Annotated in this window: 12 protein-coding genes; 10 read left to right on the top strand and 2 right to left on the bottom strand. The window is 50.8% G+C overall.

Going from position 1 to position 16,883, the window contains the following annotated elements; genetic code table 11:
* Positions 1–64: 64 nt before the first annotated feature.
* The 8 genes from AC0YN4_RS15145 (at position 65) to AC0YN4_RS15110 (ending at position 9,770) form a co-directional block, all read left to right on the top strand.
* Positions 65–3,799, top strand: coding sequence for a DNA polymerase III subunit alpha (locus AC0YN4_RS15145; RefSeq protein WP_475836131.1), 3,735 nt, complete (start codon positions 65–67; stop codon positions 3,797–3,799).
* A gap of 207 nt (positions 3,800–4,006) precedes the next feature.
* The gene (locus AC0YN4_RS15140; RefSeq protein WP_475782453.1) at positions 4,007–4,489 is read left to right on the top strand and encodes a phosphatidylglycerophosphatase A family protein; all 483 of its coding nucleotides are present in this window, start codon (positions 4,007–4,009) and stop codon (positions 4,487–4,489) included.
* 188 nt (positions 4,490–4,677) lie between these two features.
* Positions 4,678–4,872 (top strand): glutamate decarboxylase, encoded by a 195-nt coding sequence (locus AC0YN4_RS15135; protein WP_090981787.1) that lies wholly within the window; start codon positions 4,678–4,680, stop codon positions 4,870–4,872.
* A 172-nt stretch (positions 4,873–5,044) separates the two neighbouring features.
* Positions 5,045–5,917: an acetyl-CoA carboxylase, carboxyltransferase subunit beta gene (gene accD, locus AC0YN4_RS15130; RefSeq protein ID WP_475781954.1), complete on the top strand. Its 873-nt coding sequence runs from the start codon at positions 5,045–5,047 to the stop codon at positions 5,915–5,917.
* Complete coding sequence (locus AC0YN4_RS15125; RefSeq protein WP_475781953.1) at positions 5,907–6,911, top strand: acetyl-CoA carboxylase carboxyltransferase subunit alpha; 1,005 nt, start codon at positions 5,907–5,909, stop codon at positions 6,909–6,911. The genes accD and AC0YN4_RS15125 overlap by 11 nt, the downstream gene beginning before the upstream one ends.
* Positions 6,912–6,961: 50 nt before the next feature.
* Positions 6,962–8,716, top strand: a complete 1,755-nt coding sequence (pyk, locus tag AC0YN4_RS15120; RefSeq protein WP_475781952.1) for a pyruvate kinase — start codon at positions 6,962–6,964, stop codon at positions 8,714–8,716.
* A 141-nt stretch (positions 8,717–8,857) separates the two neighbouring features.
* Positions 8,858–9,376 (top strand): acyl-CoA thioesterase, encoded by a 519-nt coding sequence (locus AC0YN4_RS15115; RefSeq protein ID WP_475836130.1) that lies wholly within the window; start codon positions 8,858–8,860, stop codon positions 9,374–9,376.
* A gap of 1 nt (position 9,377) precedes the next feature.
* Positions 9,378–9,770, top strand: coding sequence for an FxsA family protein (locus AC0YN4_RS15110; protein ID WP_475836129.1), 393 nt, complete (start codon positions 9,378–9,380; stop codon positions 9,768–9,770).
* A gap of 691 nt (positions 9,771–10,461) precedes the next feature.
* On the opposite strand, the gene ytvI is transcribed toward AC0YN4_RS15110, so the two are convergent.
* Positions 10,462–11,583: a sporulation integral membrane protein YtvI gene (gene ytvI / locus AC0YN4_RS15105; RefSeq protein WP_475781949.1), complete on the bottom strand. Its 1,122-nt coding sequence runs from the start codon at positions 11,581–11,583 to the stop codon at positions 10,462–10,464.
* Positions 11,584–11,786: 203 nt separating this feature from the next.
* On the opposite strand from ytvI, the gene ppk1 reads away from it, so the two are divergent.
* Entirely contained in the window at positions 11,787–13,853 is a 2,067-nt protein-coding gene (gene ppk1 / locus AC0YN4_RS15100; protein WP_475836128.1) for a polyphosphate kinase 1, read from the top strand.
* Here the strand turns inward: ppk1 and AC0YN4_RS15095 are convergent.
* Entirely contained in the window at positions 13,844–15,373 is a 1,530-nt protein-coding gene (locus AC0YN4_RS15095; RefSeq protein ID WP_475836127.1) for a Ppx/GppA phosphatase family protein, read from the bottom strand. The genes ppk1 and AC0YN4_RS15095 overlap by 10 nt on opposite strands.
* A 299-nt stretch (positions 15,374–15,672) precedes the next feature.
* Here AC0YN4_RS15095 and citZ point away from each other — a divergent pair, with 299 nt between their 5' ends.
* Positions 15,673–16,785, top strand: a complete 1,113-nt coding sequence (gene citZ, locus AC0YN4_RS15090) for a citrate synthase (protein WP_090981768.1) — start codon at positions 15,673–15,675, stop codon at positions 16,783–16,785.
* Positions 16,786–16,883: the final 98 nt, after the last annotated feature.

The raw sequence follows: 16,883 nt of genomic DNA, 5'->3' as shown, positions 1-16,883 counted from the left end.
GAGGGCTTCAATATGATAAACTAGTATAAAATGATGCTTCGATAGAAAGAAAGAAGGAATAGCGATGAGCGGCGGACAAGACTTTGTACATTTACACGTTCATAGCGAATTCAGCCTGCTCGATGGGGCTGCAAGAATCCGGGATCTTGTGGATCAAGCGGCCGCGCTTGGCATGAAGGCGCTGGCACTTACGGACCATGGCGTCATGTACGGCGCCGTTCCGTTCTATAAAGCCTGCAAGGCACAAGGAATCAACCCTATTATCGGCTGCGAGGTTTATTTAACGACAGGCTCTCGCTTCGAGAAGGGCACTCGCAAAGATAACCCGATTTATCATCTCATCCTGCTGGCCAAGAATGAGACCGGCTATCGCAACTTGATGAAGCTGAGTTCGATCGGACATTTGGAAGGCTTCCACTACAAGCCGCGTATCGACTTTGAATCGCTCTCGCAGCACGCTGAGGGTCTTATTTGTCTTAGCTCCTGTTTGGGGAGCGAGATTGCCCAGCATTTGCTGCATGACCGAACGGAGCATGCGCTTCGATCTGCGAATAGGTACCGTGATATCTTTGGCGACGACTTCTACTTGGAGCTGCAAGATCACGGCATGCTGGAGCAGAAGAAGGTGCTGCAGGCGACGCTTGCGCTTGCGCAGGAGACGGGCATCAAGACCGTTGCGACAAACGATGTTCATTACTTGAAGTCGACGGATGCGGCGGTACAGGATGTGCTGATCTGCATTGGCACGGGCAAAACAATCGAAGATGACGATCGGCTGCAAATGCTGACCGACCAAATGTATTTGAAGAGCGCGGATGAGATGACGAAGCTGTTCCGCCAGGCGCCTGATGCGGTTGCGCGCACGGTTGAAATTGCGGAGAAATGCCATCTGGAACTGACGTTTGGCCGAGCGCTGCTTCCATCGTTCAGTCCGATTCCGACGGGGATGTCGTCTTCGGCTTATTTGGCCGCTTTATGCCATGAAGGACTGGAAGCACGCTACGCCGGAAATTCGGACTGGGCCGAAGATTCGCGTGCGATGGTGCATGCGGTGACGAGGTTGGAATATGAGCTGGGTGTCATTGATAAAATGGGCTTCAGCGACTATTTCCTCATCGTCTGGGATTTCATCCGTTTTGCCCATGAACAGGGGATTCGGACCGGTCCGGGGAGGGGGTCCTCTGCCGGCAGCTTGGTCGCCTACACATTGAATATCACCGACGTAGACCCGATTAGATATAAGCTGTTGTTCGAACGATTCCTGAACCCGGAACGGATTTCGATGCCCGATATCGATATTGATTTTAATGACGAGCGCCGCGATGAAGTGATTGGTTATGTCTCTGCCAAATACGGCGAGGAGCATGTGGCACAGATCATTACGTTCGGAACGATGGCGGCCAAAGCTGCCGTGCGAGACGTCGGCCGCGCAATGGCCGTTCCTTTCGCCGAAGTGGATCGGGCTGCGAAGCTCATCCCGAATCAGCTTGGCATCTCGCTGGAAGAAGCGCTGCGGATGAGTGCGGAGCTTCGCGAGGCGACTGAGCGCCAGCCGAAGACCGGCGATTTGCTGCGGATGGCCTTGAAGGTGGAAGGCATGCCGCGCCATGCTTCGACGCATGCCGCCGGAGTTGTCATTTCCGGCGAGCCCTTGACGCATTATGTGCCGCTTCAAGCAGGCAGCGAGCGTACGGCGTTAACCCAGTATTCGATGGAACATCTGGAATCCGTTGGATTGCTGAAGATGGACTTTCTCGGTCTGCGTACGCTGTCTATTCTTGAACGAACGCTCAATTGGGTGAAGGAGCAGCAGGGCATTACGGTCGATTTTCGATTTATTTCCGATCAGGACCCGGCAACTTACGAGATGCTCACGCGCGGTGAAACAACGGGGATTTTCCAATTGGAGTCCGCCGGTGTTCGCCGAGTGCTCAAGGAGCTGAAGCCGACGCAATTCGAAGACATCGTCTCCGTACTTGCGCTTTACCGGCCGGGCCCGATGGAGTTTATACCCAAATTCATTCAAGGCAAGCACGGACATGTGGAGGTCGAATATCCGCATCCGTCGCTTGAGCCGATTCTGGCTGATACCTATGGGATCATCGTGTATCAAGAGCAGATCATGCAGATTGCCTCGTCAATGGCGGGTTTCTCATTGGGAGAAGCGGATCTGCTCCGTCGTGCCGTATCCAAGAAGAAGCGAGAAGTGTTGGATGAACAGCGCGCTCATTTCGTGGAGGGCAGCTTAAGCCAAGGGTACGAGAAGTCGGACGCCAATGCGGTTTATGACATGATTGTCCATTTCGCCGATTATGGTTTCCCGCGTGCGCATGCCGCGGCCTATGGCGTATTGGCGTTTCAGACGGCTTGGCTGAAGGCGAATCATCCCGTTCCGTTTATGGCTTCTATGCTGGCATCCGTGACGGGAAGTCAGCGCAAGACGGCCGAATATGTGGATGAATGTCGCCGAATGGGCATTGCCGTTCTGCCGCCTGATGTAAACGAGAGCAGCGTGACGTTCACGCCGGTTAACGGGGCGGTGCGCTTTGGTTTGGCGTCGATCAAGAACGTCGGCACGCAGGCGATCGATTCATTGCTGAACGAACGTGCGGAACGTCCGTTTGACAGCTTGCTTGATCTATGCCGAAGAGTCGACCTGCGCGTCGTGAACAAACGGGTGCTGGAGTCGTTGATTCAAGCAGGCGCTTGCGATTCCTTGGCCGGTCATCGCGCACAGCTGATCGCGGTGCTGGATGAGACGGTCGATGCCGCGCTGAAGTGGCGCAAGGAACGCGAAGAATTGCAAATCGAACTGTTCGGCTTCGACGAGGTGCAGAACTGGGATATCGAAATGCCGGAAGTACGACCGTTTACGACGGGGCAACTGCTTGCACTGGAGCGGGAGCTGCTCGGCATGTATCTGTCTGGTCATCCCCTCGACGACCATAAGGAATTGCTGGAAGAATTGCCGCTCGATCGTCTTGTTGACCTAACCGAAGCGCCGGAAGGTTCCTTCGCAGTCATAGCCGCGATGGTGGTGTCGGTGAAGCCGTTTACGACGCGCAAAGGTCAACAGATGGCTTTTCTGGAAATCGAGGATCGGATTATGCGCGTGGAAGCTGTTGCTTTTCCGACGATTTGGCAGCGGCACTCGGGATTGCTCGATCCCGGCAGCTTGGTTCTCGTCCTCGCAAATGTGCAGCATCAGGACGAGGATTATAAGCTGCTGATCGAGGATGTCGCTTTGCTCGGCGGCGGCGGACCGGGGCAGGATGCCGCCTCGCAGGTGCAGCGCCTGCAGCGGCAAGCGCGCAGCAAGGCCGCGCGAACTGCCGGCGGCGGCAATTCAGGCCCGGCCGAACGCAAAGGCGGCGCGTCAGCTGGCTCTGGATCGCAGCCGGCATCGACGACGCTGCCTGCGAAGGCAACGGCATCGGCAGGTTCTGCGGCAAAGGGAGAGGAGAAGCCGGTGGCTTCTGCGAAGAACCAAGCATCGGCGGAGCATACCCCGGCCAATGTCTCATCCGCAGCGCAAGCCGGCTCAGCTAAGTCATCTGTGCCGGCGAAACGCCCGCAGCGTCTCTATATCAAGATCGTTGCCGGACGCGAGGATTCCTCAGCGCTTGAGAAGCTGAAGGCACTGCTCGGAGGCAGCGCAGGTACCTATGAGACGGTGCTGTTCTATGAGCGAGAATGCCGTACTGTCGCCCTAAGCGATGCATTCCGAATTAAGCCTTCACCGCAGCTGCTGCAGCAGATCGAGTCGATTTTTGGTAAAGGCTCAGCGGTCGTGAAATAATAATGGACAGGAATAATCGTTTCGTAAAGCCAGGCACAAGTTGCCTAACGGCTGCATACATTTAGGAGACACAGAGCGCTATTGTTGGCTCTGCATTTCGCCGCTTGTGCGGACTGACGTTTGGTCAGCTGACGATGGTTGTTGGCCGCTGGCGCTCCGCCCGATTCGTACAAGCCGATGCGGGGGGAATGAACAGTGTCGTCCGACATGGAAAAATGGCTTAACAGACGTGGTGTTACAGTCGGTGATGTTGCGGATATCGTATTTTCGCTGCAGCGTCCTTATAATCCGGATCTCACTCACCAAGAATGCGAAGAGAGTGTGCATACGGTTCTTAATAAACGAGAGGTGCAGTATGTACTGTTTACAGGCATTGCCCTCGATGAGTTAGCGGAGCGCAAACTGCTGCCAGAGCCGCTTCAGGCGATCATGGAGGCTGATGAATCCCTTTACGGCGTGGACGAAACGCTGGCTCTTGGCATCACGAACGTGTATGGGATGATCGGACTCACAAGCTTTGGCTACTTGGACAAAGTAAAGCCGGGCATCATTCGCAAATTGAACGAGAAAGGCAAGCATGTGCATGTCTTCCTAGACGATCTGGTAGCCGGGCTGGCTGCCGCGGCATCCGCACGCATTGCACATCAGGATCCGAAGGCTAATCGGTACGAAATTGACGATAGTCCTTAATCAGTAAGGGTTCTCTTAGACTCTCTTAGGGGTTCAAACTCGCTTCCAGCCTTGTGGCGTTGCGGTGAAAACTAAACATATGGTATCATTATGACATCATATGCCCAGATAACGTGTGTTTATATTGCGGCCAATGCGTTTACATGTACGCGCAGATGATCTTTTATCAATGCTCAGGAGGTTCCTTCATGTGGACGGTTATCTACATCGCGCCGACGGCAAAAATTGCGGAGAGCATTAAAAACCGGCTGACCCAAGAAGGGTTTCTCGTAAAGATCAGACCGATTAATGTTTCTAAGCAACAGTACGAAATATTGGTCCCATCTGGCGAACTGGAAGAAGTGCAGGAAGTGTTAAACAACATTCTCAACTCGCAACGTTAATTCCAATTACGGCGTACCCACTTGCGGGCCATGCAAAAAAAACTATTGCGTACCTAACGCACAGCGTGTAAATTCAGAACTGTTGTGTTTACAGAGGTACATTCTAAACTACCGCATACTCATAAGCGCAACGATTACTTTAAAACTTTGCGCCCCCAAAGAGGTGTCTTTTGTGTTCAAGGACTTATTTCATAAAAAGAAATATGCCACAATTCCTTCGGGCCAGCCGAGAACGAAGCCGGATATTCCGGAAGGCTTAATGTCCAAATGTCCGAAGTGCGGCAATATTCAATTCAGCAAAGAAGTCGAGAAAAACTTAAAAGTATGCCCGGGCTGCGGCCATCATTTCCGGCTGAACGCTTGGGAACGAATCGCCATTACGCTCGATGAAGGGCGTTTGGTTGAGTATGATGCGGATCTGGAGTCGGTTGATCCGCTTCCTTTCCCGGGTTATGCAAACAAGCTGGAAGCTCAGAAGAAGAGCTCCGGTCTTAAAGATGCAGTTGTTACAGGAGAGGGGACGATCGGCGGATTGCCGGTCGTCGCCGCTTTCATGAGCTTTGATTTCTTTGCAGGAAGCATGGGTTCTGTCGTCGGTGAGAAAATCACGCGTGCGATTGAACAAGCCCATGCCAAGAAGCTGCCGATGCTCATCTTCTCCACATCAAGCGGCGCGCGGATGCAAGAAAGTATTCTTAGTTTGATGCAAATGGCCAAAACAAGCGCGGCACTGGCAAAGTTCCAAGGCGACGGCGGTCTGTACATTTCCATTATGACCGATCCTACCACAGGCGGCGTCTCCGCAAGCTTTGCGATGCTTGGCGACTTTAATTTGGCCGAGCCCGGTGCTCTCGTCGGTTTTGCCGGTCGAGTGGTTATCGAGCAGACGATTCGTCAGAAGCTGCCGGATAATTTCCAAACCGCAGAATTCAATTTGCAGCATGGACAGCTTGATAAAGTTGTTCATCGTAAAGAAATGAAAGCAACATTAGCTAAATTGCTTGATATGCATTCGGTAAAGGGGGAAATTATCAATGGCGGGTGAGCTGCCGTTTGAGAAGCCGCTTAACGAGCTGCAGAAGAAGATCGAAGAGCTGAAGAAATTCGGGCAAGAGTCAGGCATTGATTTCAGCGATGAAATCTGCCGGCTGGAGGACCGTTGTAAACAGTTGCAGGAAGAGCTGTATGATGAATTGACGCCGGCGCAGAAGATGCACTTGGCGCGTCATCATGGCCGACCAACCTCTCTGGATTACATAGGGATGATTTTCACCGATTTCATCGAGCTTCACGGAGATCGTCTGTTTGCAGATGATCTTGCTATTGTGGGAGGACTTGCTAAGCTGAACGGCGTACCGGTTACGGTAATCGGCCATCAGCGCGGTAAAGATACGAAGGACAATATTGCCCGTTTCTTCGGCAGTCCGCATCCGGAAGGGTTCCGCAAAGCATTGAGACTCATGCAGCAGGCGAATAAATTCGGTCGTCCTATTGTAACCTTGATCGATACGAAAGGCGCATATCCCGGGAATACGGCGGAGGAGCGCGGTCAATCCGAAGCAATTGCTCGTAATCTTCGTGAAATGGCCATGTTCGGCGTGCCGATTATTTGCGTGGTTATCGGGGAAGGCGGAAGCGGCGGGGCTTTGGCACTTGGTGTCGGTAACCGCGTGCTTATGCTGGAGAATGCGATTTACTCGGTAATTTCGCCAAACGGCGCAGCATCCATCCTATGGAAAGATGCTTCGCGTGCGGATGAAGCGGCTGCAGTAATGAGAATAACAGCAGATGATCTGCTTGAGTTCGGTATCGTGGAAGAGATTATCAAGGAGCCGCAAGGTGGGGCGCATCGCGACCTGGCTGAGCAGTCCGAGACGATTAAAGAAGCGATCTGGCGCCATCTTGGCGAGCTGTCCAAGCTTTCCTCAGAGGAGCTTGTCGTAGATCGTTACAATAAATTCCGCAAAATCGGTCAATTCCATGCTCCTGAGCCGGAAGCTGACCTGATTTTGAACGAGATCGAATCAGCGCAAGTATAGAGAATAGCAACTTAAATGTGAACGTATCAGACGGAGGATGGAATTTACTTATGCGTAAAACGAAGATCGTATGTACGATTGGCCCATCCAGCGAATCGCTGGAAAACACGAAGAAACTAATCAATGCCGGCATGAATGTCGCTCGTCTTAACTTCTCGCACGGCGACTTTGAAGAGCACGGCAACCGAATCAAGAACATCCGTCAAGCATGTTCCGAGCTTGGCACAACCGTAGCAATCCTGCTGGATACGAAAGGTCCGGAAATTCGCCTCGGCAAACTGAAAGAAGAGCCGATTGAACTGAATCAAGGCGAAACGATTACACTTACTACCGAAGAAATTCTTGGTGACAAGAACCGTATTCCTGTAACGTATGCGAACCTTCCTGCAGATGTTGAAGTGGGTTCCACCATTCTAATCGATGACGGTTTGATCGGTCTTACGGTTGAAGAAGTGCAAGGCACTGAAATCCTTTGCCGTATCGTAAACAGCGGTCCGATCAAGAGCAAGAAAGGCGTTAACGTTCCGGGCGTACATATTTCCCTGCCTGGTATTACGGAGAAGGACGCTAACGATATCGTATTCGGTATCGAGCAAGGCATTGATTTCATTGCCGCATCTTTCGTTCGTAAAGCGACTGACGTTCTTGAAATTCGCGAATTGCTTGAGAAGCATGGTGCGAGTCACATCCAAATCATTTCCAAAATCGAGAACCAGCAAGGCGTGGACAACCTCGATGAAATTCTTGAAGTATCCGACGGTCTAATGGTTGCGCGTGGCGACCTTGGCGTAGAAATTCCGGCTGAAGAAGTACCTTTGGTTCAGAAGCAAATGATTCAGAAATGTAACCGCGCAGGCAAACCGGTAATCACGGCTACACAAATGCTGGATTCCATGCAGCGCAACCCGCGTCCGACTCGTGCGGAAGCGAGTGACGTAGCGAATGCGATTTTTGACGGTACGGATGCAATCATGCTTTCCGGTGAGACAGCTGCCGGTAAATATCCGGTAGAATCCGTTCAAACGATGTCCCGTATTGCCGTGCGTGCGGAATCGGCGCTTGATTACCGTGAGATCTTCACGAAACAAGCAAGAGCACAACAAACGACAGTAACAGAAGCGATCAGCCAAGCAGTTGCGAACTCGGCACTTGATTTGGACGCGAAAGCGATCATCACTTCGACTGAGAGCGGTTATACGGCGCGTATGGTCTCCAAATACCGTCCGAAATCGCCAATCGTGGCAGTTACGCCGCAAGAGCAAGTCATGCGCCGTCTGGCGCTCATCTGGGGGATTATCCCGGTTCTTGGCACACCTGCCGAAACAACAGATGAAATGTTCGATATCGCTGTACAAGGCGGAATCAACTCCGGAATCGTGAAGCTTGGTGATACGGTTATCATTACAGCTGGTGTTCCGGTTGGACGTTCCGGTTCGACGAACCTGATCAAGATTCATACAATCGGTGAAATGATTGCCAAAGGTCAAGGGATCGGCAGCCAAAGCGCTACTGGTAAAGTGGTTGTAGCACGTACTCCGCAAGAGGCGATCGCTAAGACAACTGAAGGCTCCATTCTCGTGACAGTTTCCACTGACAGAGAGTACATGCCTGCGATTCAGAAGGCCGCAGCAGTCATTACAGAGCAAGGCGGCATCACTAGCCACGCGGCGATTGTCGCGCTTAACCTTGGAATCCCTGTAATTCTGGGCGTTCAGAACGCACTTGAGCTTCTTCAAGACGGTTCCGAAGTAACGGTTTACGCTGAAGTTGGCGTTATCTACTCCGGTCAAGCTAAAGTAATGTAAGGTATGTTGTTTGAAAGAAGCGATGGTGCGCAAGCACCGTCGCTTTTTGGCTATACGGTGCCTAACGGCTTTGATAATGCACAATAATCTGACTTGCCGCTGATAGCTCTATAGATTACGGGATAAAGGATTGATCGAAGCATGACAGAAGCAGACAAAGAGAACACTCTCTGGCATTTGCATCCCCTTCGTGTTCGGTATCAGGAAACGGACCAGATGGGCGTAGTGTTCCATGGGAACTATGTGACATGGATTGAAATTGGACGTACTGAGCTTGTTCGGGCTTTGGGGATGACCTATGAAACGGTTGAGAAGCAAGGCTTACTGCTGCCGGTCGTTGACTTGGACTGCTCCTATGTATCGCCGGCTCGGTATGATAATAACGTCATCATCTGTACGCGTTTAGAACAATTTTCACCCATTCGTGTATCTTTTCGTTCGGAGATTCGCCTTGTCGAAGATACGGAACACATATCGCTAGGTTGGTTTCAAGGTGCTGAGCCGCCGGGGAAGCTGCTTGTACGAGGCGGGACTCGGCATGTGTGGGTAAACCGGGATTGGCGGCCTTCGAGGCTGGATAAGCTGCTTCCTGAGCTTTACAGCATGATGCAGGCTGTTGCAGATGGAAACATGCCGCACAAGGAAGAGGGAGGCTGCTAATATGCTGAAATGGATTATCGCCGCAATTATTATCGTTCCCGCCATCGAGATGTGGGGCATTATCAAGATGGGTCACATCATCGGAGGATGGTCAACCTTCGGCCTCATACTGATCACCGGTTTCGCAGGAGCGCAGTTAGCCAGAAGCGAAGGTCGCAAAGCATTCATGGATGTCCAAGCCCAACTCCAAAGCGGCAGACCTCCGGGCCATGCCATGCTAAACGGTATCTGTGTACTCATCGGTGGGTTGCTGCTGCTCATGCCGGGTTTCTTCACCGACATCATCGGCGTTACCTTGCTTCTCCCATTCACGCGACCCTTCTACCGTTTACTCATGCTTCGCTGGCTAGAAAAGAAGCTCCGCAACGGTTCATTAACGATTCGAAGAAGGTAAACTCCCGCTAGCCGCTTTTAGGCTTGAAAAAACAGCTTGGCCAATAGGCCAAGCTGTTTCCATTGGAGCGCCAAAGCGAGTACGGGGAGCAATGTAACTAGGGAGCTGCCAAGTAGCATCAACCGCCAACCTGTAACGGTTGTGACAGTGGTTAAATAGCCCCAAAAACGGTTTTTAATATCTAACGGTTGCAGGCGAGCTTATTTGGACATTTTCCGATAAAAATCATCAACTATGCAGTGGATAGCGATGCTCACAACCGTTAGCCCTTTAAAAGGTGTACATTTCATGAAATAGCCACTCTGACAACCGTTAGCCGCCGCTCAAGGCCGGTGTAATTGCTCACAGGCAACTCGAACAAGAAACCCGGCGTAATAAAAAACGGCGGGTTTCTCTTCAGGCATGGCCAATAGGCCATGCTTCTTTTCCGTTGGAGCACCAAAACCAAAAGCGTGTCCCGGAGGGACGAAAGCGAGTACTGGGCACGTAGCAACTAGGGAGCTGCCCAGTAACTGTCACCGCCAACCTTCCGGGTGTCCAGAGGGACGGGTCCCTCGGGGTCCCCCTTCTAGGGGGATTTAGGGGGTCTCTAAGGTAGGGGGTCTCTTCGGAATTAGCAGGTCTCTTGGAAATTTAGTATGTGAATTAGATTTTTAATGTCCAAACAGCGGGGTCCTAGGGGATGCTCCCCCTACTTCGGCTTTGGCCCACGAACCACAAACCAATACAAATCCCGAAACACATTCGCTCTATGTATAGCGGTCAAGATAACGAGTGATACCGGCCCGATAATCAGTCCGAGTACGCCGAACAGCTTGAGGCCAACGAACATCGCAATGAGTGTCGGCAATGGATCGAGACCGACGCTCGTCGCAAGCACCTTCGGCTCAATCATTTGCCTTGCAACGAGGATGACGCCGTATAGAATCGATAAACTGATTCCGAGCGATACATCTCCATAAATGAATGTATAGGCGATCCAAGGTACCATAGCGGCTCCGACACCGAGATAAGGGAGCAGGTCGACAAGCCCGATCAGCATACCGATCGTGACCGCGTAGTCGACTCCAATGATAAGCAGACCAACGGTTACTACAATGGCTGTGATGGAAATCATTATAAACTGTGCACGTACATACCCAAACAGGGCTTTTTGCAAATCGACCCATACGATGGATATGGACTTGCGGAGTTCGGCGGGAAACCAATGGGACATGCGTCTGACATGCTGGCTCCAGTCTTTGCTTATAAAGAAAGCCGCAAGCAGAACGACGACCATGATGGTGGCTACATTCGGCAACGATGTAATGATGCTAACGATCCCGTTTAAGAAATAGGTTATAATATTGGTACTCGTTTGTGCCAATAAATTAGCCGTATCGTTGATCTTTGAATTAATCGTTTCTTGATAATTTGGATTATCTTGGTAGAATGCGTTTAGCTTCTCGATCAGGTTCTGAATCTCCGGGGAAGCGACAATGATTTCGAACTGATCGCGCCACCAGTCAATGGAGCTGCTGAGCGATTTGGACAAGTGAATGATTTCCACCACGATTCGTGTCACGAGCGCGGAAACGATGGTCACCATGGCGGCAACGAAAACCAAGAGCGTGAACGTAACCCCAATCCAGCGAGGTACCTTAAGTCTCCTTTGCAGAAGATTAACAATGGGATTTATGGCGTAAGCAAGCAGCCATCCCAGCAGAAACGGATACACAAGCGGAGTTACATATACGACAGCAAGCACGAATGCTACTAATCCGGCAACGAGCAGTAAAATGCGCCAGATACGCTTCCATATGATACGGTCCATACAGCGATCACTCCTTCAGATGTGAAACAGGAAAAACGTTCCTCTACTTATTGTATAATTGTAGCATAGGCGATATTTCGATGTTTATCAAAAAAAAATTTAGTCATAAAGTCTCGTCTTTTACATGGCGTTTACAATAGTTTAATAAGGAAGAAACAAACAAACTACATAATTGGAGTAATCGACAAGCAGGAGGATCCGGAATGAATAAAACGATATCACCGTATGTAAACCGCGATTTAAGCTGGGTCGAATTTAATCGAAGAGTGCTGGAAGAAGCGCAGGACCCCGATAATCCGCTGCTCGAGCGAGCCAAATTTCTGGCAATTGTCTCAAGCAACTTGGATGAATTTATGAGCGTGCGCGTTGCAGGCATTCAAGATCAAATGAAAGCAGGCTATACGAAGCGGGATTTCACTGGCTATACACCTGCCGGCTTGTGGAAGCGATTAATGAAACGTACGAATCAAATGGTTGCGGATCAATACCGCACGTACCGTGAAGTAATGCGCGGCTTGGCTAAGGAAGGCATTTGCTTCCGTCCCATAGAAGAATTAAATGCACAGCAGCTCAAGGCTGTAGATGAATATTTTTATGATATTGTATTTCCGGTGCTGACGCCAATGGCGGTGGACCAAAGCCGTCCGTTCCCGTTGCTGCATACGAAGGAGCTCTATTTGTCCGTTATTCTGGGACGAGAGAATATGCCGGAGGAAGAAGAGCCTTTCTTTGCGATCGTTCAAGTGCCTTCGATCCTGCAGCGGTTTATTTCTGTACCGGGTCGGGTTAACAGCAAGAAGAATGAATTCGTGCTTCTTGAAGAGCTGATTGAACGACATATCAACACGCTGTTTAACGGTTATACGACGATAGCGGTTGATCCGTTTCGTTTAACGCGTAATGCCGATCTTACGCTGAACGAAGAAGGCGCCGAGGACTTGCTCGAGGAAATCGAGAAGGAGCTTCGCCGCCGAAGATGGGGACTTCCGGTTCGTTTGGAATATGGGAAGGGTATACACCCTTATGCCCTTCAAATGCTGAAGGAAGAGCTTGAGCAGGGGGAAAATGTATTTGAAATCGACGGGCCGCTCGACCTGAGTTTTCTGATGCGCTTTGCCAATTCGCTGTCGTCGAGCTATGAATCGTTGTTGTTTGAACGGATTGAGCCGGTTTACCCCCAAGAGTTTGAACATTCGGATGATATCTTCTCCGTAATCCGGCAGGAGGATGTGCTTCTGTACCATCCATATGAGTCGTTTGAGGCGGTAAGTGATTTTGTAGCGGAGGCTGCTGAGGATCCCGATGTGCTTGCTATCAAAATGACGTTGTACAGGGTCAGCGGTCAATCCGCGCTTGTTCAGGCGCTCGCTATGGCGGCTGAGTCCGGCAAGCAGGTAACGGTGGTCGTGGAGCTTAAAGCACGGTTTGACGAGGAGCGTAATATTGCATGGGCGAGGCAGCTTGAGAAAGCGGGCTGTCATGTCGTATATGGCCTAGTCGGATTGAAGACACATGCCAAGATCACGCTCGTGGTGCGCAGGGAACAAGGCATGCTTCGCCGATACGTGCACGTCGGTACGGGTAACTATAATGACAGTACGGCCAAACTGTACACAGACATCGGACTGTTTACATCTCATCCGATTATCGGTGCCGATGCATCGGCATTGTTTAACGAGGTAACAGGGTATTCGTCTCCTTACGAATGGAAAGCATTCGGCGTCGCTCCGTCTGACCTGAAGGAGAAGCTGTTCGATTTGATTGATCGCGAGATCGCCCATGCTGCTGCAGGCAAACCCGCTCATATCATTGCAAAAATGAACAGTCTATCCCATCAAGAGATGATCGATAAGCTGCATGAGGCGTCGCAGGCCGGTGTGAAAATTGAGCTGATTATTCGCGGCGTATGCTGTCTAAGACCGGGCGTACCCGGCCAAAGCAGCAATATCCGAGTAATTAGTATCGTTGACCGGTTCTTAGAGCATTCGCGGATCATTTATTTCCATAACGGGGGCGAAGAGGAGCTGTACTTGTCCAGTGCAGACTGGATGACGCGAAACTTAACCCGTCGAATCGAATTGATGTGTCCTGTATTTGATGCGAGATTGCGCAAAAATTTATTCAATGTGCTGCGTCTTAACTTGGATGACAACAAAAAGGCCCGCGAGCTCCTACCAAGTGGAAACTACGAGCCTGTTCAGAATGATCTTCCGGTTCTGCGGAGTCAATTTCAAGCGAAAAACATTCGCAAATGGAAAACTTATCGGTAATCCGGCGTATGGAGGACGGGAATTAATCCCCATACCTTCTTGAAGTCACCGGCGAGCGCGTCGACTTCTTTCCGTTCAACGGTAAGCATGCCTTCGGCGCGAACAGCGCGCAGATGAAGCTTCCCGCCGGCAATCTCAATCAGGAGCTTGCCGATGGCTTGGGTTTCACTGCGATCGAGTGCGATGGCCAGCTGCAGCAAGGTACCCAGCTGACAAATGTGGTTGATATCTTCTTCGCCAAGCATCGGTTTATAGGCTGCAGCAATTTGCTTGACTCGATTCTTTCCTTTGAAAGAAGCAATGGATGCGCATATAAGCAGCTCTAAATGCGATAGTCCGTTAATATGCGAATTGATCATCAGATAAAACGTATGCTTACGATAATCGTAGTAATCGATGCTGGCTCCGATTCGGTGAAGTATCGAAGCAACATCAATCAGCTGCCGCGCCTGGACCGGATTTCGCACCTGCGATTGCAGCGCATCCATCAAGCTAAGCACAATGCGATTGACCTGTGAGGTATGCTGCGTCGGCGCCTCGGGATGCAGGGCAGCCAGATTGTTGACGCTGTACGTAAGGACGTCATCCAGCCTTGGACGCTCTGGGAAGCGAGTAGCGTAGAAGAGACCATCGCGCAGGCCTGCCCCGCAAACGATATAATGCGAGGCGCCTATGAGCCGATAAATCGTACGCAAGATGGCAATGCCGGGGACGATGATATCGACCCTGTCCTTCGACAAGCCGGGTAATTTACTGCGCTTATCAAGAGGCTCCTTACGCAGCAGTTCAAATAAACTGTCCGTCGATTGTGCCAATAATGGGTAGTTGTTAGTACTCTCGAACGGGTACTTTGTATGGGCCTGATGTACCTTGCCGAGTGCTCGTACAGTGCCTCCGACTCCAATTAGCGGGTTTCCCGGACTCGATTTAAGCCATGTTTCACGTTCAACATATTCGGTTACATACTGCTCGAGCTCTCGTAGTTGCTGGTCGGATAACATACCTCCCTTTGCAAAGCGGCGAGTCATGCTGACGCAGCCGAAAGGGAACGAAACGGCTTGTACGAGTGTGCGATTCTTAAATAGCGATACTTCCGTGCTTCCGCCGCCGATGTCGATGAGGAAGCCGTCTTGGATGTCCATGGAATTGATCATGCCCAGAAAGCCGTACCCGGCTTCTTCTTCGCCTGACAGCAATTCTATGGGCAGCCCTGTTTTCGCTTCGATTTCGTGCAGCACTTCACTTCGGTTCGATGCGTTGCGAATAGCAGCGGTTGCTACAGCGCGAATAAGTCCTGTACGATGATGCGCACAAATTAATCGAAAGTGATTAATCATATCTACAAGCTCGTCGATCGTGCCGGAAGGCAGTGCGCCTTCATCATCCAATTGATCGCTGAGACGGGCTGCACGTTTGCTTCCGTCGATGACGCGATGAGCGCCGCCGGAAGTCCGTTCATAGATAACAAGCCGGATGGAGTTGGAGCCAATGTCGATGATGCCAATTCGCTGTTCCGTCATAAGTAAGCCCCTTTCGTGTCGATGCAAGTCCTAATTCTATTATCACATCTTACCATTTCTACAGCGGCGCAATAAAGTGCTTGTTCATGAGGGTAAAAGCATAGGAATTTGGGAAAAATCATTGCAGGAAAGGTGAAGAAAAAACCTTTATGGTGCCGATAAATCAATTTTATGTCCGATTTTGTTCACTTCGCGGTCAAAATCCGATATGATTAAAGCGACGATACGGAACTCGAATCCAATTATTGTTAATAGTTACTCCATTTTTTAAATAAAAAGAGGTCAAAGGAGAGAGAAACATGACAGCAACCAAAGGTCTAGAAGGCATTGTCGCAACGACATCCTCGATCAGCTCGATCATCGATGGCGTACTGACATATCGCGGAATCGACATCGATGATCTTGCGGAGCACGCTTCTTTTGAAGAAGTGGCTTACTTACTCTGGTACGGCAAGCTGCCAAACCAATCCGAACTGGACGAGTTGCTTGGTCAACTTAACGAGTTTGCGACTGTACCGGCAGGGGTGCTGGAACAATTGAAGCTCTACCCTAAAAATACAAATTCGATGGCAGCTCTTCGTACAGCGGTTTCAAGTCTTGCCCTGTTTGACGAATCGGCTAACGATATGTCGCAAGAGGCGAATATCAAGAAAGCCATCAAGATCCAAGCTCAAATCCCTACGCTGGTTGCGGCATTTGCACGCATTCGCCAAGGTCAAGAGCCGGTAGCACCGAAGAGCGGCGTCTCCATTGCTTTCAACTTCCTCTACATGCTAACAGGACAAGAGCCCGATCAAGTAGCTGTTAAAGCACTGGATCAAGCGCTTGTATTGCATGCAGACCACGAGCTTAACGCATCCACATTCGCAGCGCGTGTTACGGTTGCAACGCTTTCGGATATTTACTCCGGCGTAACATCCGCAATCGGCGCTTTGAAAGGTCCTCTTCACGGCGGTGCGAACGAAGCCGTTATGGTTATGCTTGAAGAGATCGGCTCTTTCGATAATGTAGAATCCTATATTAACGCGAAGCTTGCGAACAAAGAGAAGATCATGGGCTTCGGTCACCGCGTATACAAAGGCGGCGATCCGCGCGCGAAACATCTTCAGAAGATGTCCCGTGAGCTTGGCAAACTGACAGGCAACATGGAGCTTTACGAAATGTCTGTTAAGATCGAAGAGCTTGTAACCGGACAAAAGGGACTGAAGCCGAATGTTGACTTCTACTCCGCATCGGTTTACACTACGCTGGAAATTCCGCGTGACCTATTCACACCGATCTTTGCCATCAGCCGTGCATCCGGATGGACAGCGCACATTCTTGAGCAATATGAGAATAACCGCCTGATTCGCCCTCGTGCTGAGTACACAGGACCGGTAGACCAGAAGGTAACGCCTATTACACAGCGTTAAGAATAAGAAGCTGTCAAACGCCAGCAGGCACAGCCTGATGGCGCCTTGCAAGAGGGCGGGGTGCCGGTGCACAGCCACTAGGTTGTGGGGCCGGCTCC

This window comes from Paenibacillus sp. J22R3 (assembly GCF_056269305.1).
This window is presented reverse-complemented; position numbering and strand designations above follow the sequence as displayed.